Origin of the sequence: Comamonas sp. CMM02 (assembly GCF_014851485.1) — a bacterium.
GTDB classification, from domain to species: Bacteria; Pseudomonadota; Gammaproteobacteria; order Burkholderiales; family Burkholderiaceae_C; genus Comamonas; species Comamonas avium.
Genome location: NZ_JACUZW010000002.1, coordinates 866,275 through 891,463, shown reverse-complemented (window position 1 = coordinate 891,463; position 25,189 = coordinate 866,275). Strand labels below are relative to the sequence as shown.

The following is a 25,189-nucleotide window of genomic DNA, read 5'->3' as shown; positions in this document are numbered from 1 at the left end:
TTTCTCCCGTTGCCAGCGGCCTCGATGCACCTTGCATGGAGGCATCATTTGCCAGCGATGAAAGAAATATAAAAATTCCCCCATCAACGCCGTATAGAGAATGGCGCGCTAGATATCAAGATGGCATCAAGCTTTCGAACTCGCAGAGCGGGCAAGGCGTGACCTTGATGCGTTGTTCAAAATAGCTTTCGTTTTCTCCGCCAGCGATGCCTGAAACTGCACTGCTTGACCTGAATGGGGCTGTGCATACACAGACAACTTGGGATCGGGCTGCACATCGGGTGGCACATCGGGCAGCCCACCGAGATAAACGTGCACGGGCCGATTCAGCTGCTGCGTCCACGCACCATAGACCTGCACGGCGGTGGCTCGAAGCGCAGAAATCCGCAAAGGCAATTGAGACAAAATTTGCGCCTCAGACTGCACGGCAGGACCATACGCCTGACACAGCTCTTCATGGCCTTCGTCACACCAGGCTTGCACGCTCTGCGCAGTCACCTCCAGGTGCCCCTGGAATGCCCAGTTGCGCCCGTGCAAAAAACCCTTGTTCAAGCAAAACGTGCCATACAGGCTGCGAATGGCACCAGAGGGAATCTCAAAAGTGTCGTAATGCCAGTTGAACTGGGTAATCTCGCGCGGCAACTGAAGCCGCTCCTGCGCTTGGCGCGTGACCCACACATTGCTCCACCCAATGTTGGGGCAAGGATTGCGCCGCACCCGTGCACCCATCGCTCTGGCAAGCATTTGCGCGCCAAAGCAGTGACCTAACACCGGTATATCGTGTGCCAAGGCATCTTGCAGCAGGCTGCACTCTTGCTCAATCCACTGCAGCGGCTCATTCGCGCAATGGTTGCTCCCCAGCACCACCACCCCTCTGTAGTCGCCCACATGCCACGACATGCAGCCTTTAACACAAGGCGTGATCAACTCGTAGGCAATACCTTGGGATGACAAATACTCTTCAAATACGCCGGGGCCTTGCGTAGCTTCGTGCTGAAGAATGGCAATAGGCTTCATACATGGATGTGCCTGATCGTCCAGGCCTGTAGTTTCGAAGCCTGCAATCTAGGAGCCTTGCCATCAAATCCGCGTTGAGATTGGCAGGTGCCGCATCAAGTCGGCGTGGTTAAGTGCAAATGGCCAGACAGTTCGCTGCCAGCGGCAAGCAGCCCGAACCGCCCCTCTCACCCATCAGGGCGTGGTGTCCCTCATACTCACGGCCTTTGAAGTTTTCTGTGACTGCCATGCAAGCCCTGCTCGACGCCATTGCCCAATTTGAGTTGCCAACCGATGCCCAGCGTATCTTCCACGGTCGGGGTGGGCGCTTTCCGGGGTGCGAGCACCTGGTGCTGGACGCATTCCCGCCTGTTTTGCTGCTGACCAGCTTTCAGCCTCTGGACGACGCCGTACTGACCACCATTGACCAAGCACTGCAAGCGCGCTGGGCACAGATTGGCCAAGGCAAGCCCCTGAACTGGGTATTTCAAACACGCCAAAGCGGCAACAAGGTAGAGACACGCTTGATGGCTGGCAGCGTGCCAGAGCCCCACACCGTGACCGAGGCTGGCCTTCAGTTTCGCGCCCATGTGCTGCGCGGGCAAAACCACGGTCTGTTTCTGGATATGGCCGAAGGCCGCCGCTGGGTGCATGAACATGTGGCGCAGCACCCTGAACACCGCCACGGCATCAAAGTACTGAACCTGTTTGCCTACACCTGTGCCTTCTCTGTTGCAGCACTGCATGCGGGCGCACGCCAGGTGCTGAATATGGACATGTCCCAGAGCGCGCTGGCGACGGGCCAGCAAAATCACCAGCTCAATGCACTCAACGGTGCCAGCTTTTTGGCACACGACATCTTTAGCAGCTGGGGCAAGATCACTCGAAGCGGGCCCTACCATTTGATCGTTATCGACCCTCCTAGCTATCAGAAGGGCAGTTTTATCGCCACCAAAGACTACGCCAAGCTCATGCGCCGCCTGCCTGACTTGCTGCGCCCCGGTGGCCATGTGCTGCTGTGCCTGAACGCACCAGAGCTGGGCACGGCATTTTTGAAAGAACAAATGGCAGAGATCGCTCCCACGCTGCAGTTTGTCGAGCGCGTCGCCAACCCCGCCGCGTTTGCTGACACAGATGAAGAGCGCAGCCTCAAAGTCTTGGTCTACCGTGCGCCCGGCACCGAAGCCATGGCACACTAAATTACTAGAAAAAAGCACCTTTAACGCATGTAAATAAAGCACTTACAGCTATCAAAATATGAACACTGCTTTGATTGACCCCGCCCTGGCATCGTGCCTGCAACGTTTTGTGCAACTGGATGCGAACACACCAACCCCGCATCTGGACTACGTGCAGCGACGCCGCTTGCTCAGCGAGCTGCAAGCCCGCACGCTGCGCACGCTGCCATTGCCCGGCATTAGCGTGCACAACCACTTCGTGGCTGAAGAAGGTCGTGAAATTGCCTTGCGCAGCTACATGCCCACCGCACAGGCCACGGGACAGACCTTGGTATGGCTGCACGGTGGCGGCTGGATGGTGGGCAGCCTGGATACCCACGACGATCTGTGTGAACACCTGGCCCACTACACAGGCCACACCGTGCTGAGCGTGCACTATCGCCGCACACCTGAAAACCTTTTTCCCGCCGCTGTGGATGATGCCCAGGCCGTGCTGCGCTGGCTCTATCAGATGCAGGGGGTGCTGCCTTTTGCCAGCCAGAAAGTGCTGCTGGGTGGTGACAGCGCAGGCGGCCATCTGGCTTTGGCAACTGCTGTGCGTGCCGTGCAAACACCGCAAGACGCGCATGCCCATATTCAAGCCCTGCTGCTGCTCTACCCCTGCATTCAACCAGCACAAGACAACGACAGCATGCGCCGCTTTGCCCAAGGGTTTGGGCTGACAGGCGCTGCCATGCAGCAGTACTGGGATGTCTTGGGTGGTGCAGACGAGGCCCTGCGCACCCCCAGCCTGTGCCTTGATGCCCTGCCCTTGCTGCCACCTACCGTCATCATGACGGCCAGCCACGATGTACTGCGCGATGAAGCCGAAGATTTCGCACACCAGTTGCAAGCCCTGCCCCAAGGCCCGCGCGTGTGTCTGCAGCGCGCCGAAGGCATGGTGCACGGCTTTGCACGCATCTTGGTCAGCAGCCCCGCTGCACGCCAGCATGTACAAACAGCGTGCAGCCTTCTGGAGCAAGTTCGCGCAACCTGCGCATAAACCACAGGCAACTTGCAAGCAGATCACAGCATTTAGCGCCCAGATGATGGCGTGTTGCACGCCGCCACCTCATTATGCTGCCAACAGCGGGCAAACCCAGTCTTTGGCAGTGATTTGTTGGCACAAATACCAGCCGTTACGCGCACTGGATTGCCCACAATTAAATGCAGATGAATTCAAATTCATGCTGCGTTAAGTGCAATTGGCGTGCATACAATGCCTGCACATTTCGCCATCAAGCGGGTGTTCAACTTTGACAAGCACGCCATGAACCACACTCTCACGCGCCGCAACACCGAATCAATAGCTCTGGTGGCTTTGTTTGCCGCACTGCTGGGGGTGATGGGCTTGATTCCCAAGATCGATTTACCACTGGGCGTGCACATCTCCATCCAGACACTGGGTGTCATGCTCGCAGGTTGCCTGCTGGGCCCATGGCGTGGCTTGCAAGCTATAGGTCTGTTCTTGGTGGCCGTGGCAGCAGGCCTGCCACTGCTGTCTGGAGGGCGAGGCGGTCTGGGCGTTTTCATGTCTCCCACTACCGGCTACCTGGTGGGCTGGACCGCTGCAGCCTTTGTGACCGGCTGGCTCATGTCCATCCTGCCCAAATCCACACCACTGCGCGCTGCAGGCAGTGCATTTGCGGCATCAGCCATTGGCTGCATTGCTGTGCTCTATCTGTTTGGGATTGCGGGCTTGGTATGGATTGCCAAGATTCCCCTCACACAAGCCATCTGGGCCAACGCCATTTTTGTACCCGGCGATCTGATCAAGTGTGCACTGACTGCTCTGGTGGTGCACAGCATTGCACGCGCTCTGCCTGAATGGCGGCTGGGTGGTGCAGTCAGTCGTTAAAGCATTTCATAGCAACGAATGCTTATTGGACAAGCACTACAGACTGAAAGAACTTGTAAAAAATCTTGTAACAAAGACGACAAATGCCTAATCTTGCGTCTGGTTTTTGCCCGGCCACAAGGGCAAGACATTGCTAGAAAGCTTGACTGGCTATGCGCTACACATTATCCGTTCTTACCGCAGCCTGCCTGCTGGCTTTAGGCCAGCCTGCCTGGGCTGAAACCACAGACCGCGATTTTTTACTGCGGGCCCGCAATGCAGCGTTGGCGCTGCCTGACACGGACCGTGCCAGCGCCAGACAGTTGCTCCAGCAACTGCAAGCCCGTATCTCCAGCGCCCCTGTCTCTCAGCGCCAGTTGCCCTTTCACCGCGTCTTTATCGCAGTGAATGGGGCGCTTCAAAAGCACTACACCACGTCGGTCAGGGCACACCTGCTGCCCCAGCCCTTGCTTGCAGCACACTGGATCAACCCGCCCGTTGAGCAACTAGCAGCCCACGCCGCTATGAATCTGGATACAGGCATGGTGCAACGCTGGCTGGCTCCGTGGCTGGATGTCGCTGCCTGAGACAACTGAATTTCAGTGTTATCAACGTTAAACGCAATATGTACGGGCTATAGCTGCTGTTAATTACGACCAATACAGACAGCAGCTTGGTCCATGGCATTCGAGCACCGGCGCACCACACTGCTCACAGCAAAAACTCCCTGTCTTTGCATGCGCGCATGGCAGCGCGCCCCGCCCACCGATCTCTTACACCAATGTGCTCTGCTGGCGCGTAGCCGCAAAGCGGTAGCTGCCCAAGGCCAGGCCCGTGATGCACATCTGGGTTACGGCACAGGCCACAGCAGGCACACTGCCGTAACCGACCAGTTGGGTACCGATGGCCCCCATGGCCATCTGCCCAAATCCATACAGGCCCGCTGCAGCGCCCACCAGACCAGGCGTGCACGACAAGGCACTCGACAAGGCTGCAGGGCTGGCCAGTCCTGCGCCAAAAGTCATCGTGATGGTGATCGCCAGCAGCCAAGGCGCAGTCAGCCACCCCATGAGCTGCACCAGCAGCAGCAACGTTGCCATCGCCAGCCCCAAGCCGGCCCCCGCATACAAGAAATACACGTTGGGCAGGCGCCCCGCCAAACGCCGCGTTGCCAGCGTACCCAGACTGGCCCCAACAATGGTACTGGCCGCAAACCAGCCCACATCGCTGATAGGCAGCCCCAACTGCTCATGCACGATGTAAGACGAGGTTGCCAGATACGGGTACAGCGCGGTGCTGGAACAGGCACCACCCAGCATGAATGCTACAAAACGCGGTTGCCCCAGCAAGCTGCGGTAGTCCAGCGCAATCGCTTTCACCGCCAGAGGACGGCGCAGCGCATGGGTCTCGGGCAGCAGCCGCCACGCACAGCCGAGCATGATGCAGCCCATGCCCACCAGAAACAGATAAATAGCACGCCAGCCAAAATGATCGGCCAGATAAGCGCCCACCACCGGAGCCAGACCGGGGCCCACCAAGGTCAGCAAGTTGAGCAAGGCCAGATCCTTGGTAACCCGATCAGGTGCCGAGGTGTCGCGCACTATGGCCCGGCCCAAGGTAATGCCTGCTGCACCTCCCAGGGCCTGCAGCAGCCTGGCCACTACCAGCCATTGCAAGCTGGGCGCGCACAGCGCCAAGACGCTGGCACTCAGATACAGCCCCAGGCCCACCAGCAGCGTGGGCCGTCGCCCCAAGGTATCCGACAGCGGGCCATACACCAACTGCCCCAGCGCCAAGCCCAGTACATACAACGTGATGGTTTGCTGCATGCCTGCAGGTGCAGCCCCCAGTGCAGCACCTGCAATTGGCAGTGCTGGCACAAAAATGTGCATGGCCATCGTGCCACTGAGCGTGACCAACACCAGCAACCACATGGGAGCCACAGGCCGCATGACGGCCGAGTTGTTGTCTTCACGCATGGCTTAAAGCCCTGCTGCGCGCATGCGGGGGTGGCGTTGAAAGAAGAAAGCCACTGTCAGCGCCAGCGCAATGACAAAAATACAAAACGTGCACACCGCCACATTCATGCCCCAGTGGTCGGCAATCCAGCCAATCGCCATCATGGGCAGCATGCTGCCGATGTAGCCAATCACCAGGTACGTGGACAGCAAACCCGAGCGGTTGTTGGGCTTGGCAATGCGGTTAACCATGCCCATGCCGGCCAGCATGCTCATACCGTGGCCCATGGCAGTCAGCGCCACACCCAAGGCAAACAAGATGGCCGAGCCGGCCCACAGGTTCACCATCAGCAAGGCATTGCTCAACGCCAAACCCAACAGACCGCCAAAGCCACACCAATGCGTGGGCAAGCGCCCCGCCATGATTTGCACACAGGCCGATGCCAGCAGGATCACGGCAATCGCTGTGCCACTGACAAACGGGCCATGCCAGGGCACCAGTTTGTCCAGAAACAGTGGCGACATCGAGGCATACAGACCAAACACACCAAATGCCATGAACGGCAATGCACTGGTCAGCACAAACGCTATGGAGTCCTTGGATTCAGGCCACGTCAACTTGGGCAAAGCATCGCGCCAATGCAAGCGCTGCGCGTTGTCAGGCAGCGTCGACTCTGGCAGCTCCAGCCGGGTCAGGGCAAACAGGCCCAGGCTACCCAAGAGCAGCGTTGGGATATAGGTGGTCACCAAGGGGTAGGCCACCCATTGACCCATGATGCCACCCACCAGTGGGCCTAGCCCAAAGCCCAGCGCCATCAAAAACCCCGTCACCATGGCCACGCGCTGCATCTGCCCAGCGCGAGACAGTTGCGACAACCCCAGCGTAGCGCTGGTCGTCAACATGCTGGAGGCCACGCCCACAATCATCCGCCCCACGATCAAGCTGCCCATGTTCCAGGCCACCATGCTGATGAACGTACCAATCAAGGCCAGCACCAGCCCGCACTGCATCACGCGGCGAAAACCGGCACGGTCGGGCATACGCCCCAGAAACAGCAGGCCGCACAGCGCACCGCCCATATAGAGCACGTAAATGAGCGAAATGTCGCTGGCCTGCAGGTGCCAAGCTTCTTTGTACAGCGCGTACAGCGGGCTGATAAGCGCAGTGCCCATCACACCCACAATCATGGCGAAACTCACCCAGACGAAGGGAGAACCTTTTAATTTCATCGAAACACCGTGTACTTAATTCTTGTTCTGGCTGGGGCTCATATCGCCAGGCTCTGCGCCGCAAGGCTGACTCGTTATGTGGTCAAAGCGCTGAGAAATCTTGAGCAACGATGCGCGAGTGATCTGCAGCTCTTCAGGGGTCAGCCCGGCCAAAATGGTTTGCTCAATTTGCAAGCTTTTTTGCAGGATGAGTGAAGCCACTCGCTGCCCTTGCTGCGTCAACTCAATGTATTTGGTGCGCCGATCGGTGGGGTCGCAAGACCAGTCCACAAGCGCCTCTGCACGCAGCTGCGACAGCACCCGCACCAGGGAGGATGTGTCCAGATACAGTGCCTCAGCCAAATCTTTCTGGCGCATGGGCACACCGCCAGCATGCAGCACCAGCAAAGGCATGCGGGTGGCATCTGACAGGCCCAAATCTTTGAAACTCAGATCCACCTGCCTGCGCCACTGGCGATAGACGCTTCCAATCAACAGGCCAAAACGCGATCGTGCCGAGACACGTTCAGAGGCCTCATCCGCAGACACCGCACAGTTAGTTTGCATGCAAAGTATTTTGGCAAATCTGGCCTTTTACCGTGTTCTGCGATGGAACAACCCCACATACGGCATGGGGGCCAATCGCACCAGATTCGCCCTGATTGTGCCGCCTCAGCACCGCCGCAAAACAGTATGGAGCGCACCCCAGTGCCCAAACCAACCGACAGAGGCATCACTGCGCCTTTTGCGTTTTATGCAGCGCTTGCGCCTCCATCCTTGCCAGCCACTGCGCGTGCCAGGTCGGCCTGCAGGCTGGCCATGGCCCGCGATGGCAGCGTCAGCTCTCCACTGGCCATGCGTGCCAGCAGGCAATGGAGCATTTCGGTCGACAGGCCATGCAATACCAGACGGTGACCTGCCCGCAAGGTCGAAAGCGGCACCAGCGGGTGTTTGTTATTGAGCATCACCAGATGCTCGGGTGAGCCCAAGATCTTGGCGCAATAAATGGCCAGGGTTTCATCCAGCTGCAAAGAATTACTGGCGCGCCAGAAGTCGTTGTCGGTCAGCAGCAGTTGGTAGACGGGGGTGTAGACCTCAATGGCACTTTGCAGATCCAGCCGGTTCAGCCAGCCTCTGGGCATGTCACTCAATGCCATCGCTGGCTCTGTAATCATCGAAAAATCAGGCTCTGGCACCGGACCAATGTCCTGCCCTGCGTTGCGCAAAGCCTTGTTGAGCCGGATGACGAAGTTAAACAGATTCAGGTCATGCTTGAGAAACAGTTCGTCCTTGATATCGTCCAGCGTGGTGGGTGCAATCGGGTAGGTGGCAACCTTTATCGGAGCATTCGCAGCCACAAAAGCCAGGATGTGCGAACCCAGGTGAAAGTGGCGCATGATCAACCAGTTGGCCTCGGGCGAGACAAAGGTTTTCATGCTGAACGCCAGCACTTTGTGCAGCAAGATTGAATGCGCCCAGCGCTTGGGCAGCAGCACTTTGAGCACCTGAATCAAGATGATGCTCAAGCGTGCCAAGGGCCGTAAAAAGGGCAGTAAATACTGGCGCGAACCACTGCTGCAGTCACGCAGCCATGCGGCTTTGACGGTATCTGGCAGCGGGGTGCTCTGGTCCAGGTACAGCGCCAGCCAGGGGCTGGGGTCGCGCTCATCCCAGGGCTGCTCCAGAAAATCATTGTGTTTCTTCATAGCCGCTCCTTGATGCTCAAGCCTGCGCAGTCAGCACATGCTGAAACTGCATCAGGTACATCGAAGCAGTATGGCGGGCAGTCTGGATGATGGCTGGCTGTGCCGTACCCGTGGTGTCCATCTCCAGCGTCATCTGCACCGCCATCAGCCAGCGCTCCAGATGGTGCTCATCGTTGGCACCGTGATATTCCAGAAAACGGAAGGCATCAGGTGGCAGCGGCAAGGCCTGACGCAACAAAGGCAGCAAGCTGGGCACAATGCGCTGGCCCGTGCCTTCAATGATGTAGATCGCCCCCAGCAAACCGATCGGATTGGGCGTGGCCGCCAAGCCGTGCAGGTAGGCATTCAGCGCTTCACCACCGGGGTTGCGCCGCAACTGGCTGATGTCGGCTTGCGTGCCCCCGGCTTTCAGATAGTCGCTGTGCAGCACTTTAAAGTCGTGCTGCTCGTCGTCGGCATGCAGATCAATCAGCGCCGCCAGTGCAGCGTAATCCCCGGTCAGCGAGGCTGCGCCTTCGCGCATCCACAGACTGCCTTCACGCACCTGTGGAATCCAGTGCTCCATCCAGCGCACATAGTCCGCGGTGTGCAACTGGCGGGTACGCATTCGCTGCAGCAGCGGCGTGCGCCAGACCTGAGAGCGGTAGTCTTGCCACACGCTGGCCAGCTCAGTCAACAAAGGAGCCAATGCTGCAGGCGCAGCGGCCGGGTCATGCGGCGGTGCAATGGCCGCCACATCAGGCAGTGCATCATTGGCAGGCGATACTGCCCTTGCTTTCTGAGCAAAAAAAGGCTTTTGCTCAGTTTCCACTGGCGCATCCTGCTCAACTTCCCAGAGCATGTAACCTGCCGTGAAACGCCCCGACTCAGGGATAAAACACAGCACCGTATCGCCAGCCTTCAAGCGAGCCGTCTCTTTGTCCAGAAACTCAGCCAGCATGATGAAAATGGACGCCGCACCAGTATTGCCACGCCATGCCAGATTGCTCCACCAGCGCTCTTTAGGAATACCCAGCTGCGCTTTCTCCAGCAACTCTTGCACCACAGGCATGAAGCGCTCAGAGGAGTAGTGGCACAGAAAGTGGTCAATCCCGCGCTCAGGCACCCAGCCCTTGTGGGCCAGATCGGCATATTCATGAATGCAGACGTCAAACAGATGCGGCAGCAATCGGATGTCTTGGCGCAACGCCAAAGCGCCGGCGGCTTCAGCATCAGCCCACGCGGGAAAGTCCAAGTGGCTTTTGGCCCGGTCTGGCGTCAGCCCCAGTTGCATGCACACTGGGTAGTCGCCCGCAAAACTGCGCAAATGCGTCCACCTGAGCTTCAGGCGCAAGCCGGGTGCCCGGGGCAGTGCCTGTGGCCCTCCCAGCAGCACTGCGCCCGCACCATCAGAAAGCATCCAGCGCAAAAAATGGGCATCGAAATCGGTGTCATAGCCTTGTGCGGCGAAACGCGAACGCTTGAACAGCCGCGAGGGCATTTCACTGGCCACAGCCAGGGACTGTGCATGCGCCCCGCTCTCAATGGCCAGCGCAGCCGCTTGCAGTGCACCCACACTGGCCGCACATACACCATGTACAGACAACGTTTCCATGGGTGGTGCCGCCATCTCGCCTTGAATCATGCTGGCAAATCCAGGCATCAGGGCATCGCCGCCCGATGAGCCGCTGGCCAAAAATCCCACCTCATCCAGCTTACGTCCCGCACCTTGCATGCACGCGTCAATCGCAGCAGCCGCCATCTGTGTATTGCTGAATACTGTCTGGCCCTGCGCATCCAGTGCGTAATGGCGCAACTGAATACCGTTTTCACCCAAGATGCGGCGCTTGATGCGTTCAGACAAGCGGTTCAGCGGTGCAACAAAAGCATCCATACCGGCGTTATCCACCGGAGAGCCCGGCAAGAACCAGCCGGCAGACTGCAGATAGACATTGGAATAAGCAACAGGCATAGGTAGTGTCGTTCTGGTTAACAGATATCTTGGGGCGGCAGCAAAGACTGGGTACGAGCCTTGGGCCACACGAGGCCCAGCACAAACACGCGCCCCATGTAGGCAAGTAGCCCCGCTTCGTTCAATGCAGGTGCCACACGGTGCTGGTAGTGCTCACGGTGCAGGCGCTGCAAATCCGACCAATGCGCCTGCGGGTGTTCATGGTGCGCTGTGTGCAGCCCAATATTGAACAGCAAGGGGTTGACCCAGCCCTGAAAATTGCGCGCGTAATTCAACGCGGCATGGGGGGACTGGCGCTGCGCCCGGCTCAAGGGGCGACCATCGGCATGGGCGTGCTGCAGATAGTTGGTGGCCAGCAGCCAGTGCAAACCATGCAGCTGCGGCACGATGACAAACAGCAAAGCTTTTTGCCAGTCCAGCACCAGAAAGAAAGCCCAGCTGCCCACCCACAGCACGTACTGCCCCATGCAATAACGAAATGCGCCCGGTGCGCTCAGGCGCAAACGCAGCAGCCAGCGCACAAACAGCGGGTACAGCACCCACGCCGCCTGCAAGGGGTGCACCAGGTAGCCCCAAAGGTTGTTGGTATCACCCCCAAATGCAGGCTGGTAGGTGCGTGCCAAATCTTGCGGGCCATGGCGAAAACGGTGGTGATTTCCCACATGCGCAGGCCAAAAAACAAAGGTGGGGTGGCCTTGCAGCACAGTCAGCACGTAGTCGGTTACCCGGTTGACCCAACGCCCGCGCCACATGCGCAAGTGCGTGTGGTTGTGGTGAATTACGCCAATGCCCAGTGTCAAAAACAGCAGTGCGGCATACAGCCACCAGACAAATCCGTTGTGCCATTGCCAAGCCACCAGCAGCGGCAGCGCTACCAGATATGCCAGAGACTGCACATCACGCCAATGGCGCAGGCCAGGCAAGCCTGCAAACGCATGCTGCATCAGTCCCATTCAGTGCGTACCACGGCTGCTGGATGCCGGTGCTGCCTCGGCCTGCGTGCGCATCCACCGATCCATGAACGCCAACGCAAAGCCATAGTTGCCTTTGGGCCGTGCGTGGTGCAAATAGTGGCGGCGGCTGGCAGCCAGCGGGTGGTTGTCAGACACACGCGGAAAGAAATCGTAGTTGGAGTGACCAACGAGATTGAGTAGCAGGCTGAGCACCGGCACTGCTGCCAAAGACCAGAAATAAAAATCGTGCACAAGCATGGGCAACAAGATGATGTTGCCCAGCATCAGCGCCTCTACCGGGTGAAAACTGTAGGTGGACCACGGTGTGGTCACGATGGAGCGATGGTGATCAGTATGAAAGCGCGCCAGCTGGCGGGTATGCAGCAAGCGGTGATTGATCCAGAAGTGCACATCGTTCCAGATCATCAGCACCACAATTTCCAGCGCCACACGCCCCGCGCTGGCACTGGGCGCCAGTTGCGCCCACCCCAGTTGCAACAGCCCCCAGGGCACCACCATGCCAATGCCAAACAGCAGCACCGAGTGCAGTGACTGGCGCCATTCACGCTGCAGTTGATCGGGCTTGAGAGGACGCGTATCCAGCACATGACCGACACCTTTGCGCGAGAGGCTGCGTGTCAAAGCCTGCATGCTTGCACCGCCCAGCAGGTACAGGCTGCCAAAAAAGACCAACCCCAGCAGCATGACCTGCCAGGCGCTCAATTGCGTGAACCACTCCCCCGCGCTCATGCGACGCTGCGCCCCCACACATCGCAGACATACGCACACACAGGGCAGCCAACGCTGTTGGCCGAATCCATAAACTTTTGCATGCGAGGGATGATAGCGAAGGCCGCCGCAAAGCACCCAGATGCTACGAAGTATTACTTAACAGGAGCCACCTTGGGCAGCAGTCCGTGCTTGAACTGCGCCAAAGCTGGCTCACGGGTGGCAAGGCGCATTCCCTCCATCACCCATGGATCGGTGCAGGATGAACCGGTCCATAAATCATTGCGCTACTTTGGTGATGGCAGCGCTTAAAAGGCTTCCACCGCCATCTGTGCACAAGTCATATCGCGTGCGTTCACCACGTTCAACCATGCAGTTATTTTTGGCAATTCATAGCGGTAAAAATAACTGATTGCATTGATCCGGCCTGCGTTAGCCGCTAAGGCTTGCGAAGCATCCTGCTCCAGCACCTTGCACGCCACATCCAGCCACACCCATGCCAGCACCGTGTGGCCAAAGGCTTGCATATAGGGCACGGCATTGGCCAGTGCTTCTTGCGGATTGCCTGTCAGCCATGCGGCCTGCGTAGCAGCGCTGACGTCTTGCAAGGCCTGGTTCAAGTCGTGCGCATACTGCGCAAGCTCGGGCCGGGCGGCTGCCTTCTTGATCGTGGCTTGCATGGTCTGAGCCAGCAGTTGCAAACCCGCACCGTCTTGCATGCGTACTTTGCGACCCAGCAAGTCAGCTGCCTGAATACCGTGCGTACCTTCATGAATCATGTTCAGGCGGTTGTCGCGCCAGTACTGCTCCACGGGGAAGTCGCGCGTATAGCCATAGCCACCATGAATCTGGATGGCCAGAGAGTTGGCCTCCAGGCAATTCTCACTGGGCCAGCTCTTGGCAATCGGCGTCAGCACCTCCAGCAAAAGCTTGGCGCGGGCCGCTTCCTCGGCAGCGCCGGTGCGTCCTTCGTCCACCAAACGGGCACAGTACATGTTCAGCGCCAGCGCGCCTTCGCAATACGCCTTTTGTGCCAGCAGCATGCGCTTGACGTCGGTGTGTTCAATGATGGCTACCTGGGCGCTGGCTGCGTCTTTGCCGCCCTCTGTCATGGGCCGGCCTTGCGGGCGGTTCTTGGCATATTCCAGGCTGGCGTAATAGCCTGCCAGGCCCAGCATGGTGGCAGCCATGCCAATGCCGATGCGCGCCTCGTTCATCATGTGGAACATGCATTTGAGGCCTTCGTGCGGCTTGCCCACCAAGTAGCCAATCGCCCCTGCACCGCCACGCACCGGGTATTTGCCTTCACCAAAATTGAGCAGCGTATTGGTGGTGCCGCGCCATCCCAGTTTGTGGTTCAGACCTGCCAGCGCCACATCGTTGCGCTCACCCGTCAGATTGCCGTCGGTATCCACCAGCTTTTTGGGCACGATGAACAGCGAGATACCTTTCACGCCCGCAATCAGTTTTCCGTCCGGCCCGGGAATCTTGGCCAGCACCAGGTGCACGATGTTTTCGGTCAGCTCATGATCGCCCGAGCTGATCCACATCTTGTTGCCCTTGAGGCGGTAGCGCGCCCCCAGTGCGTCGCTGTCAAAGTCGGCCCCATCGGGCTCAGCACGCGTGAGGATGTCGCTCAGACTGGAGCCAGCCTGTGGCTCAGACAAGGCCATGGTGCCTGCCCAGCGGCCATTGAATTCATTGTCGGCAAACACCTGTTGCTGCATGGGCGTGCCGTGCACGCGCAGCAAGTTGGCGTTGCCCACGGTCAGCAGGTTGGAGCCAATGCTGATGCTGGCGCAGCCAAAGAAACTGTTGGCCGCAGCCTCCACCACATAGGGCAGTTGCATGCCGCCTTTTTCATACGGCTGTGCGGCGCTGAGCATGCCACTGTCGGCAAAGGCTTTGCGGGCATCGTGCGTGCATTGTGGCTGGCTGACTTTCTCGCCATCAAACGTGGGCTCCTGCGTGTCTACCGTGCGATTGAAGGGAGCATATTTTTCGCGTGCAATGCGCTCGCAGGTGTCCATGACCGCATCGAACGTTTCGCGGCTGTGGTCGGCGTAGCGGTCACGGCTGGTCAGGTTTTCGGCTTGCAGCCAGTCGTACACCAGGAATTCAAGGGTAGATCGCAACTGAGACATAGTTTTAATAAAAATCAGGCTCTAACGCTTATGCAGCAAGCGCCAGCAGCTATGGTTATTTAAAATTCAAGGCGGTAAAAAAGCCGCCTCCTCGGCCATCAAGGTGCGGCGGCTCAGATTCCTGCGGCCCCAAGGCACGTCGTAGCGCCAGCCCATCGCAGATGGGTGGTGGAGACCAGGCGCCAAAGCGCAGTCAGCAGCAGCGCTACGACCGGCTTTGGCAACGGCGACTCCTGACGCCAGGCCGTGACTTACAGGACTTCAAACACACCGGCAGCGCCCATGCCCCCGCCAATGCACATGGTCACGCACACCAGCTTGCCGCCACGGCGCTTGCCTTCGATCAGTGCATGGCCTGTGAGGCGCTGGCCCGAGACACCATAGGGGTGGCCCAAGGCAATTGCGCCACCATTGACATTGAGCTTTTCGTTGGGAATGCCCAGCTTGTCGCGGCAGTAGATCACCTGTACGGCAAATGCTTCGTTGAGCTCCCACAGGTCAATGTCCTGCACCTTAAGACCCAGCTTTTTGAGCACCTTGGGAATGGCGAACACCGGGCCAATACCCATTTCATCGGGCTCGCAGCCAGCCACCGCAAAGCCCAGAAAGCGGCCAATGGGTTGCAGGCCCTTCTTGCTGGCGTAGTCTTCGTGCACCACCACACAGGCACCGGCACCGTCAGAGAACTGGCTGGCGTTGCCCGCCGTGATCAAGCCACCGGGCAAGGCGCTGCGCAGGCCGGAAATAGCCTCCACAGTCGTGCCTTCGCGGGTGCCCTCGTCTTTGCTGACGGTGACTTTCTTGGTGGTCAGGCCCATGACTTTGTCGGCGACACCCATGGTGACGGTGATGGGGGCAATTTCGGCATCAAACAGCCCGGCAGCTTGCGCTGCGCAGGCTTTTTGCTGGCTGGCTGCGCCGTACTCGTCCATGGCTTCGCGACCGATGTTGTAGCGCTTGGCCACTTGCTCGGCCGTTTGCAGCATGGACCAGTAGATCTCGGGCTTCATCTTGGTCAGCTCAGGGTCATGCGCCATATGCTGGTTCACTTCCTGCTGCACGCAGGAAATGCTTTCCAGGCCCCCGGCCACCAGCACCTCGTTTTCACCCGCAATGATGCGTTGCGAAGCCAGGGCAATGGCCTGCAGGCCCGAAGAGCAAAAGCGGTTGATGGTCATGCCCGACGTCGTCACAGGCAGGCCTGCACGCACGGCAATCAGGCGGGCAACGTTGCCACCCGTCGTGCCTTCGGGCAGCGACAGGCCCATCACCACGTCTTCCACATCGGCACCGTCAATGCCTGCACGCTGCACAGCGTGTTGCACGACGTGGCCACCCAGCGTGGGGCCATACGTCATATTGAACGAACCCTTCCAGCTCTTGGCCAGCGGGGTGCGCGCGGTAGAAACAATCACAGCGGATGTCATAACTTCAATCCTTTAACTCGTACAGTTCAAGCGGCACACACCGCTTACGCAAAGCGCTGGCCTTCAGCGGCCAGACGCGCCAGCAAAGGTGCGGGCTGCCAGAATTTGGCATCGTCGTGCGGGTTCTGAGCAAAGCGCTGCATGGCTTGCAGCACGTTGATCAGGCCCAGCTCGCTGGCGTAATGCATGGGGCCACCGCGGTAGATAGGAAAGCCGTATCCAGTCAGATACACCATGTCGATGTCACCGGACTTGCTGGCAATGCCGTCTTCCAGAATGTGAGCGCCTTCGTTGACCAGCGAGAACACCAGGCGCTGCACGATTTCTTCGTCTGAAATCTTGCGCGGCGTGATGCCGATGGCCTTGCGGTGCGCATCAATCATGTCCAGCACTTCCTGGCTGGGGATGGCATCGCGCTTGCCGGCCTGGTAGTCATACCAGCCTTTGCCGGTTTTCTGCCCAAAGCGGCCCAGCTCGCACAGGCGGTCAGCACTGGCGCTGTACTTCATGCCGGGTTTTTCGACTACGCGGCGCTTGCGGATGGCCCAGCCAATGTCGTTGCCCGCCAGGTCGCCCATGCGAAATGGCCCCATGGCAAAGCCAAATTTTTCTGCGGCTTTGTCCACTTGCTGGGGCGTGGCACCTTCATCCAGCAAAAAGCCAGCCTGGCGGCTGTACTGCTCAATCATGCGGTTGCCAATGAAACCATCGCATACGCCCGAGACCACGGCGGTCTTTTTGATCTTCTTGGCGATCTGCATGACGGTAGCCATCACGTCTTTGGCGGTGGCCTTGCCGCGCACCACTTCCAGCAGTTTCATGACGTTGGCAGGACTGAAGAAGTGCATGCCCACCACGTCTTGTGGGCGGCTGGTGAAAGCCGCAATCTTGTCCACGTCCAGCGTTGATGTGTTGGAGGCCAAAATGGCACCGGGCTTGGCCACTGCATCCAGTTGCTTGAACACGATCTCCTTAACGCCCAGCTCTTCAAACACGGCCTCAATGATCAGGTCACAGTCTTTGAGGTCGTCATAGCTCAGCGTGGTGCTCAGCAGCGCCATGCGCTGTGCGTACTTGTCTTCCTTGAGCTTGCCCTTCTTGACCTGCGCTTCGTAGTTCTTCTTGATGGTGGCCACGCCGCGCTCCAGCGCTTCTGCTTTGGTCTCCAAAATAGTGACCGGAATACCGGCATTCAGGAAGTTCATGCTGATGCCGCCACCCATGGTGCCCGCACCAATCACGCCCACCTTCTGGATGTTGCGCACGGGTGTATCGGCTGGAATATCGGCAATTTTGGTGGTGGCGCGCTCGGCCATGAACAGGTGGCGCAGTGCGCGCGACTCGGGCGTCCACATCAGGTTCACGAACAGCTCGCGCTCAAAGTCCAGACCATCCTGGAATTTTCGCTTGGTGGCCGCTTGCACCGCATCCACACACTTGAGTGGTGCGGGGTAATTCTTGGACATGCCCTTGACCATGTTGCGCACAAAGCCAAAGTAGGCATCGCCTTTGGGATGCTTGCACTGGAGGTCGCGCACCAGGGGCAGAGGCTCGTTGCCTGCCACGTGCCGCTCGCCTACTTCCTGTGCAAAGATCAAGACCTCTGCCGCCAGCGTCTGCGCGCTGCCCGAGAGTTTGTCAAACAGCTTTTGCCCCGGAATTTGCGCCAGCATGTCGCTCTGAATGGATTCACCACTGACGATCATGTTCAGCGCCGGCTCCACCCCAATCGCGCGTGGCAGCCTTTGTGTGCCACCCGCGCCGGGCAGCAGGCCCAGCTTGACTTCAGGCAAAGCAACAAGGGTGCCGGGTGCCGCCATGCGGTAGTGACAACCCAGGGCCAGCTCCAGCCCACCGCCCATGCACACGGAGTGAATGGCGGCCACAACGGGCTTGCTCGAATGCTCGAGCTGCGCAATCACAGTGTGCAAGTTGGGTTCTTGCAAAGCCGACTCTTTGCCAAATTCCTTGATGTCAGCGCCGCCCGAGAACGCCTTGCCTGCACCCGTGATCACGATGGCTTGCACCGCAGCATCTGCGTTGGCCTTGTTCAAGCCTTCAATCACGGCACGGCGGGTGGACAAACCCAGACCATTGACAGGCGGGTTGTTGAGCGTGATCACGGCCACTGCGCCGTGAACCTTGTATTCAGCCGTCATGGCTTGTCTCCTTCAGTTCTATGAAAAAAGAACGGGCGTTCTGCAATTCATTCTAGGAAGGGATGCCAGTGAGCGCTATCGCGTTTTGCCCTCGAATTGTCTCGATTGGGACATGCCTCAAAAGGCAAGTTCCGAACAGCGGAACTGTGCAGTCACACAGCGTTTGTTCTTTATCAGAAAAGACCGGGGTGCCACCCTGCTTTCTGACGCCATAAATCCGATCAACGGCATGCCATGTGCTCACGCGTGGCTCACTTCTTGCAGCAGCGTGTTTGCATCAACTGCACATGCCGTGCCTTGTGGGTGTGGCTGCAATAAAACGCTGGGGAAACCCATACCCATGCGCCCAAGCGCCGCCCCAACAATGTGCATTGCGCGTGCAGCGGGCACACGCAATCCCAAGCTATTTACGGAAGGCTCACTCCAATATGCAACGCAAAACATTCATCCGCCTGAGCACATCCTGGGCCGCCGCCACCTTGATGGGCGCAGCCTCCCTCAGCGCCCACGCGGCCGAACCCATTTTGATCGGTGTTCCGATCCCCATGACGGGCCCCAACACCCAGTACGGCGATGAAGTGAAAGCCGGTTTGCTGACCGCTATAGAAACCATGAACGCCGCAGGCGGCATGAATGGCCGCGAGTACAAGCCCGTGTTTGTGGACGATGCCTGCGAACCCAAGCAAGCCGTCCCCGCTGCCAACCGTGTGCTCAACTCCGGGGCCAAATTTGCGGTCGCCCACGTGTGCTCGGGCGTGACTATTCCGGCCTCGAAGATTTATGAAGAAGAAGGCATTGTGGCCATCACCCCCGGTGCCACAGCCCCGCAGGTGACCGACGGCCTCAAAGGCCACTACTTCTTTCGCACCATTGGCCGCGATGACCAGCAAGGGCCTTTCGCTGCCAAGTTCATTGCAGAAAAGTTCAAGCCCAAGGCTGTGGCCGTGCTGCACGACAAGCAAACCTACGGTGCCGGTGTGGCCCAGCACGTGAAAAACACGCTGGACAAGCTCAAAGCCCCCGTGGTGATGTATGACGGCCTGAACGCCGGTGACAGCGATTACTCCGCCGTCATCACCAAGCTCAAGAGCGCCAAGGTGGACGTGGTGTTCTTTGGTGGCTACCACCCAGAAATGGGCCTGCTGCTGCGCCAGGCCAAAGAGCAAGGTCTGAAGACACAGTTTGTAGGCGCAGAAGGTGCATTCAACCAGGGCCTGATTGAAATCGCCGGCCCGGCAGTGGAAGGCATGATGTTTACCTTCCCGGCTGACTTCAGCCAGCGCCCTGAGAACAAGGGCATTGTGGAGGCCTTCAAAAAGGCCAACCGCTCTGCCAACGGTGCCTACCAGATGCCTGCCTACGCAGCCCTGCAAGTGCTGGACAAGTCGATGAAGGCCGTGGGCGCCGATGCCAAGAAAGTGGCTGACTACATGCACGCCAACACCTTTGACACCGCCATTGGCAAGGTGGCCTTTGATGCCAAGGGCGATTTGAAGGACTTCGAGTTTGTGGTGTTCAAGCTGGCCAAAGATGGCAGCCGCACACAGGTGAAATGATTGAGTGTTTAACCCACCCACAAAAAGGGCACCTTGCGGTGCCTTTTTTTATATGCGCCATTACAGAGCACATTAGAAATAAGAGCTGCTATCGCTTACATACTGGTGTTTTCCAATAGTTTTAATACTGAAAACCAATGTACAAGCGCGCTGACAGCTATAGTTTCAAACCTCCAGCCATTCCTTGCGAATGTGCTGATTGCTGTTGAGCGACTGGGGTGTGCCGTCAAACACAATGGCCCCGTGGCCCATGACCAGTGCACGGTCCGAGATACGCATGGCAATGGTGAGCTTTTGCTCAATCAGCAGTACTGAGACGCCACGCTCCTTGATCTTTTTGAGGTACTCGCCCACCAGTTCCACAATTTTGGGCGCAAGGCCTTCGGTGGGCTCATCGATGATGATGAGATCGGGGTCACCCATCAGGGTGCGGCACAGGGTCAGCATTTGCTGCTCGCCCCCCGACATGACACCCGCCTCGGTGTGCTGGCGCTCCTTGAGGCGCGGAAACATGGCGTACATGTCATCAAAAGTCCAGCGGCTGCCTTTGCCGCGGCCTTTCTGGCCCAGCAGCAAGTTCTGGTGCACGGTCAGGTTCGGGAACACGTCGCGGCTTTCGGGCACATAACCCAGGCCCAGATGGGCAATCTCAAACGCCTTCTTGCCATCCAGACGCTGGGTTTTCCACTCGATATCACCTTCCCAGTCCACCAGCCCCATGATGGCCTTGGCTGTGGTGGAGCGGCCCGATCCATTGCGCCCCAGCAGGGCCACAATCTCACCGGGCTGCACCTCAAAATCTACACCGTGCAGCACATGACTTTTGCCGTAGTAGGCGTGCAAGTTATTAATCTTCAACATGGCACATTCCTCTCAATGCAAAGCCGCTTGCTCATCGGCCACCGCTGAGCCCAGATACGCCTCTTGCACGCGGGCATTGGCACGCACGTTTTCGGGCGTATCAAAGGCAATCACCTCGCCATAAACCACCACGGCAATCTTGTCGGCCAGCCCAAACACCACACCCATGTCGTGCTCTACCGTCAGCAAGGTTTTGCCTTCGGTCACTTCGCGGATGAGCTGGATAAAGCGCCGCGTTTCACTGTTGCTCATGCCCGCGGTGGGCTCGTCCAGCAAGATCACATCGGCACCGCCGGCAATGGTGATGCCGATCTCCAGCGCGCGCTGCTCGGCGTACGTCAGGTTCACGGCCAGCTCATCGCGTTTTTTCTGCAGCCCGATCTGCTCCATCAACTGCTTGGCGCGTTCATTGACCGCATCCATGCGCGACAGAAAACGCAAAAAGGTGTAGCGGTAACCCATGCTCCACAGCACCCCGCAGCGCAGGTTTTCAAACACGCTGAGCTTGGGAAAGATGTTGGTGATCTGAAAGCTGCGCGACAGGCCCAGACGGTTGATCTCGTACGGCTCTTTGCCGTTGATGGACTGGCCGTGCAGCAGTACATCGCCGCTGGTGGGGGCAAAGCGCCCGCTGATCAGGTTGAACAAGGTGCTCTTGCCAGCGCCATTGGGGCCGATGATGGCCACGCGCTCACCGGCCTGCACAGCCAGATTGGCACCACGGATGATTTCGGTCTTGCCAAAGCTTTTGCGCAGATCGCGCAGCTCCAGCGCATAAGGTGTTGCGGCGCTCATCAGACGGACTCCCTACGCTGGATGTCATGTTCAATTTCTTCCTGAATCTCTCCCCACTGGCGCATGTACTGCCTGCGCACCAGCTCAAACAGGCCCAGCCCTGTCAGAAAGATCAAACCAGCGCCCACCCAGCTGTCCACACTGTGCACATTGAGTGTGGTGCCCATGAAGCGCAGCTCACTGCCCAGCCCGCTGTTGAGCTGCAGGTGGTAGAGCATTTCCACCAGCGCAGCAAAGCCCACCACCATGGCCAGCCCCGTGCCCAGCAGCGCCAGATACGCACCAAAGATGCGGCCCAGCTTGCCGTATTTGGCAAGGCGCAGATTCATCATGATCAGGCCGGCAATGCCACCGGGCGCATACATCACCATGAACAGGAACACCAGCCCCAGGTACAGCATCCAGGCCTTGGTAATTTCAGACAGGAACACGGTGGCCAGCACCAGCAGCACGCCGCCGATGATGGGGCCAAAGAAAAAGGTGGCGCCCCCCAAAAAAGTGAACAGCAAATAGGTGCCCGAGCGGATGATGCTCACGCTGTCCATGGCAGTGACGATCTCAAAGTTGATGGCCGCCAGCCCCCCGCCAATACCGGCAAAAAAGCCGGCAATGATGAAGCCCATATAGCGCACACGCTGCGTGCTGTAACCCACAAAGGCCACGCGCTCGGGGTTGTCGCGCACTGCGTTGAGCATGCGGCCCAGCGGTGTGGCGGTGAAGGCAAACATCAGCGCCGTGCAGACAAAGCAGTAAAACGCGATCAGGTAGTACACCTGTATGCCCGGGCCAAAATCTGCGCCAAAAAATGTAGGGCCGTACACGCGGTCGGTGGTGATGCCGCCTTCGCCCCCGAAAAAGCCGGGGAACATCAGCGCCATCGAGGCCACCAGCTCGCCCACACCGAGCGTGATCATGGCGAAGGTTGTGCCTGATTTTCTGGTGGTCACCCAGCCCAGCAGCGCGGCAAAGAACATGCCGGCCAAGCCGCCCACAATCGGAATCAACCACACGGGAATGGGCAAATGCCCGCCAGCGGCGCGGTTCATGGCATGAATGGCAATGAACGAGCCCAGCCCCGTGTACACCGCATGCCCAAAGCTGAGCATGCCGCCCTGCCCCAGCAAGATGTTGTAGGACAGGCAAATGATGATGGAGTAACCCATCTGGCTGAGCATGGTCAGCGCCAGCGAGCTGGTAAACACATGGGGGGCCGCAATCAGCAGCAGCGCGAACACGCCCCAGACAAGGACACGCCCCACGTTCCAGGGCTTAAAACGGTAGTAGTCAGGCACATTCATGGCAGCTTGCCCGGCAACAGGCATGGTTTCGTTGCGCATTTGCGGATGCAATATGGCGGACATGGCTCAGTCCTCCCGCGTACCCATCAGGCCCTTGGGGCGGAAGATGAGCATGAGTACCAGGAACAGATACGGCAGGATGGGAGCCATCTGCGAAATCGTCAGGCTGAGCACGGGCCAGCCAAAGCTGTCGGGCGTCAGGTTCATGCCCATGCTGTTAAACAGCGAAGCCCAGGAGTAGTCCAGCGCCACCGCAAAGGTCTGCACAATGCCAATGAGCAGCGAGGCCAGAAACGCGCCGGCCAGCGAGCCCAGCCCCCCCACAACCACCACCACAAAGATGATGGAGCCCACCGACATGGCCATCGATGGCTCAGTCATGTAGGTGTTGCCGCCAATCACACCGGCCAGCCCGGCCAGTGCACAGCCACCGCCAAACACCAGCATGAAAACGCGCGGCACGTTGTGGCCCAGCGCCTCCACCATTTCAGGTTTTTTCAGGGCCGCCTGAATGACCAGCCCAATGCGTGTGCGGGTCAGCACCAGCCACACGGCCAGCAGCATGAGCAGCGCCATCAGCATGATGAACGAGCGCGATTTGGGGAACTGCGTGCCATACAGCGTAAACAGCGGCCCCTGCAGCGCGGCGGGCAAGGCGTAAGGCACGGCACTGCGGCCCCAGACCAGTTGCACCACTTCCAAAATCAGGTATGACAGGCCAAATGTCACCAGCAGCTCGGGCACGTGGCCGTACTTGTGCACTTTGCGCAGGCTGTAGCGCTCAAACGCAGCGCCCAGCACGCCCACCAGCAACGGTGCAATGAACAGCGCAGGCCAGAAACCGATGACCCCGGAGAGCATGTAGCCAAAGTAAGCGCCCAGCATGTAAAAGCTGGTGTGGGCGAAATTGAGAACGCCCATCATGCTGAAGATCAGCGTCAGCCCCGAGCTGAGCATGAACAGCAGCAGTCCATAGCTCACGCCGTTGAGCAGCGATATGGTGAAGAACTCAAGCGTCATCGAAAGGCCTTGGTTTCGGAGCGTTGGGGACAGAGAGCGGTTTGGATCCGACTCAGGACGGGCGCTTCATCTGGCACGAGGTGGGCGTGCTGGCCACATAGGGCTCGTAGTACTTCACCGGAGCGAAGGTGTAGCCCGTGTTCTCGGCGTCATAGGGGTTCTTGCCGCCGGCCTTTTCCCAGCGCGTGATGAACAGGCCCTGCTGCAGTTGGTGGTCGCTCTTGCGCATCTCCACTTCGCCATTGAAGCTCTTGACCTTGATGCCTTCCAGCGCCGCCGCCACCTTGACGGGATCGGTGCCGCCGGTCTTGGCAAACGCCGCATCCAGCAGCGTGAACACGTGGTAGATCGAGCTTTGCGTGAGGTCGTCGTTCATCTTTTTCTTGAACTCGGCCATCAGAGGCTGGATGGGGCCGCCCATGTTGTAGTGGCCGTAGCCCACGGTGTAAACCTTGCCGTCGGAGGCCGCGCCCATGGCCGTGGGCGAGCCCGAGCCGAAGGCGTAGTAGGTGTAGAACTTGACGTTGTTCAGGCCCGCGTCATTGGCGGCCTTGAGCAGCAGCGACAGGTCCGAGCCCCAGTTGCCCGTGATCACCGTGTCGGCGCCCGATTGCTTGATCTTGGCGATGTAGGGCGCAAAGTCGCGCACTTGTGCCAGCGGCGCGAAATCGTCACCCACCACCTGCACGTCGGGCCGCTTGGCCTTGAGCATTTCCTTGGCGTATTTGGAGACCTGCTGACCGTGCGAGTAGTTCTGGTTGATCAGGTAGACCTTCTTGACCTCGGGCACGTCCTTCATATAGGTCGTCAGCGCCTCCATCTTCATGGAGGTGTCGGCATCCAGGCGAAAATGCCAGTAGCTGCACTTGCTGTTGGTCAGGTCAGGGTCTACTGCGGCGTAGTTCAGGTAGACGACTTCCTTGCCCTTGTTGCGCGCGTTGTGCTTATCCAGCGCATCCATGATGGCCAGCGCCGGGCCCGAGCCATTGCCTTGCACCACGTAGCGCGCGCCCTGATCCATGGCCGAGCGCAGCACGGCCGTGGTTTCCTGCGGGCTGAGCTTGTTGTCCAGCGGGATGATCTCGAACCTCACGCCCGAGGCGTTCTTCCTGTTGAAGTCCTCGGCCATCAGCTGGAAAGTCTTGAGCTGGTTCGTGCCCACGGCGGCCATCAGACCTGACAACGGGTCGATCCAGCCGATCTTCACGGTCTCGCCCTTTTGCGCCCAGGCCCCCGACGCACAGACCAGCATGGCCGAGGCTGCCGCCACCGAATGCACGATCCACTTCATGACTCTGCCTCCTTTTTCCGCTTGATTCGGATATCTGTATTGGCACCAGACTAACGCCTGAATGACAACGCCTCCTCGGGGA

20 protein-coding genes and 1 pseudogene are annotated in these 25,189 nt (G+C 58.8%); 5 read left to right on the top strand and 16 right to left on the bottom strand.

What is annotated here, in order from left to right:
- Nucleotides 1-303: 303 nt before the first annotated feature.
- Nucleotides 304-1,017, bottom strand: a pseudogene (locus IB213_RS09265) (type 1 glutamine amidotransferase); the annotation flags it as partial.
- A 227-nt stretch (nt 1,018-1,244) separates the two neighbouring features.
- Between IB213_RS09265 and IB213_RS09260 the strand changes: the two are divergent.
- From IB213_RS09260 to IB213_RS09245, 4 genes are all read left to right on the top strand, one after another.
- Complete coding sequence (locus IB213_RS09260; RefSeq protein ID WP_192406050.1) at nt 1,245-2,195, top strand: class I SAM-dependent methyltransferase; 951 nt, start codon at nt 1,245-1,247, stop codon at nt 2,193-2,195.
- Nucleotides 2,196-2,253: 58 nt separating this feature from the next.
- Nucleotides 2,254-3,216, top strand: coding sequence for an alpha/beta hydrolase (locus IB213_RS09255; RefSeq protein ID WP_192406049.1), 963 nt, complete (start codon nt 2,254-2,256; stop codon nt 3,214-3,216).
- A gap of 267 nt (nt 3,217-3,483) precedes the next feature.
- Nucleotides 3,484-4,071, top strand: coding sequence for a biotin transporter BioY (locus tag IB213_RS09250; protein WP_191723830.1), 588 nt, complete (start codon nt 3,484-3,486; stop codon nt 4,069-4,071).
- Nucleotides 4,072-4,223: 152 nt separating this feature from the next.
- Nucleotides 4,224-4,637 carry a hypothetical protein gene (locus tag IB213_RS09245; RefSeq protein WP_192406048.1) on the top strand — a complete coding sequence of 138 codons (414 nt, stop codon included), beginning with the start codon at nt 4,224-4,226 and terminating at the stop codon, nt 4,635-4,637.
- Between the two features lie 186 nt (nt 4,638-4,823).
- Here the strand turns inward: IB213_RS09245 and IB213_RS09240 are convergent, their stop codons facing one another.
- The 10 genes from IB213_RS09240 to IB213_RS09195 all read right to left on the bottom strand — a co-directional run bounded on the left by IB213_RS09240 (nt 4,824) and on the right by IB213_RS09195 (nt 18,286).
- A complete protein-coding gene (locus IB213_RS09240) occupies nt 4,824-6,029 on the bottom strand; it encodes a multidrug effflux MFS transporter (RefSeq protein WP_225214188.1) in 1,206 nt (401 codons plus the stop codon).
- Nucleotides 6,030-6,032: 3 nt separating this feature from the next.
- A complete protein-coding gene (locus IB213_RS09235; protein WP_192406047.1) occupies nt 6,033-7,238 on the bottom strand; it encodes an MFS transporter in 1,206 nt (401 codons plus the stop codon).
- 15 nt (nt 7,239-7,253) lie between these two features.
- Nucleotides 7,254-7,784 (bottom strand): MarR family winged helix-turn-helix transcriptional regulator, encoded by a 531-nt coding sequence (locus IB213_RS09230; protein WP_191723827.1) that lies wholly within the window; start codon nt 7,782-7,784, stop codon nt 7,254-7,256.
- 185 nt (nt 7,785-7,969) lie between these two features.
- Nucleotides 7,970-8,923 carry a hypothetical protein gene (locus tag IB213_RS09225; protein WP_192406046.1) on the bottom strand — a complete coding sequence of 318 codons (954 nt, stop codon included), beginning with the start codon at nt 8,921-8,923 and terminating at the stop codon, nt 7,970-7,972.
- A 16-nt stretch (nt 8,924-8,939) separates the two neighbouring features.
- A complete protein-coding gene (locus IB213_RS09220) occupies nt 8,940-10,874 on the bottom strand; it encodes an iron-containing redox enzyme family protein (RefSeq protein ID WP_192406045.1) in 1,935 nt (644 codons plus the stop codon).
- Between the two features lie 17 nt (nt 10,875-10,891).
- Complete coding sequence (locus tag IB213_RS09215) at nt 10,892-11,827, bottom strand: fatty acid desaturase (protein WP_192406044.1); 936 nt, start codon at nt 11,825-11,827, stop codon at nt 10,892-10,894.
- A complete protein-coding gene (locus IB213_RS09210) occupies nt 11,828-12,577 on the bottom strand; it encodes a sterol desaturase family protein (protein ID WP_192406043.1) in 750 nt (249 codons plus the stop codon).
- Nucleotides 12,578-12,864: 287 nt separating this feature from the next.
- Nucleotides 12,865-14,700: an acyl-CoA dehydrogenase gene (locus IB213_RS09205; protein ID WP_192406042.1), complete on the bottom strand. Its 1,836-nt coding sequence runs from the start codon at nt 14,698-14,700 to the stop codon at nt 12,865-12,867.
- 251 nt (nt 14,701-14,951) lie between these two features.
- Nucleotides 14,952-16,127: an acetyl-CoA C-acyltransferase gene (locus tag IB213_RS09200; RefSeq protein WP_192406041.1), complete on the bottom strand. Its 1,176-nt coding sequence runs from the start codon at nt 16,125-16,127 to the stop codon at nt 14,952-14,954.
- Nucleotides 16,128-16,171: 44 nt separating this feature from the next.
- Nucleotides 16,172-18,286 (bottom strand): 3-hydroxyacyl-CoA dehydrogenase NAD-binding domain-containing protein, encoded by a 2,115-nt coding sequence (locus IB213_RS09195; RefSeq protein WP_192406040.1) that lies wholly within the window; start codon nt 18,284-18,286, stop codon nt 16,172-16,174.
- Between the two features lie 428 nt (nt 18,287-18,714).
- Between IB213_RS09195 and IB213_RS09190 the strand changes: the two genes are divergently transcribed.
- The gene (locus tag IB213_RS09190) at nt 18,715-19,842 is read left to right on the top strand and encodes a high-affinity branched-chain amino acid ABC transporter substrate-binding protein (protein WP_192406039.1); all 1,128 of its coding nucleotides are present in this window, start codon (nt 18,715-18,717) and stop codon (nt 19,840-19,842) included.
- 165 nt (nt 19,843-20,007) lie between these two features.
- On the opposite strand, the gene IB213_RS09185 is transcribed toward IB213_RS09190, so the two are convergent.
- The 5 genes from IB213_RS09185 to IB213_RS09165 are packed head-to-tail and all read right to left on the bottom strand — an operon-like array spanning nt 20,008 to nt 25,107.
- Nucleotides 20,008-20,703: an ABC transporter ATP-binding protein gene (locus tag IB213_RS09185; protein ID WP_191723818.1), complete on the bottom strand. Its 696-nt coding sequence runs from the start codon at nt 20,701-20,703 to the stop codon at nt 20,008-20,010.
- A 12-nt stretch (nt 20,704-20,715) separates the two neighbouring features.
- A complete protein-coding gene (locus IB213_RS09180; RefSeq protein WP_191723817.1) occupies nt 20,716-21,498 on the bottom strand; it encodes an ABC transporter ATP-binding protein in 783 nt (260 codons plus the stop codon).
- A complete protein-coding gene (locus IB213_RS09175) occupies nt 21,498-22,835 on the bottom strand; it encodes a branched-chain amino acid ABC transporter permease (RefSeq protein WP_192406103.1) in 1,338 nt (445 codons plus the stop codon). Before IB213_RS09175 ends, IB213_RS09180 begins: the two co-directional genes overlap by 1 nt.
- 27 nt (nt 22,836-22,862) lie before the next feature.
- A complete protein-coding gene (locus IB213_RS09170; protein ID WP_192406038.1) occupies nt 22,863-23,816 on the bottom strand; it encodes a branched-chain amino acid ABC transporter permease in 954 nt (317 codons plus the stop codon).
- Between the two features lie 52 nt (nt 23,817-23,868).
- A complete protein-coding gene (locus IB213_RS09165; RefSeq protein WP_192406037.1) occupies nt 23,869-25,107 on the bottom strand; it encodes a branched-chain amino acid ABC transporter substrate-binding protein in 1,239 nt (412 codons plus the stop codon).
- Between the last annotated feature and the right edge of the window lie 82 nt (nt 25,108-25,189).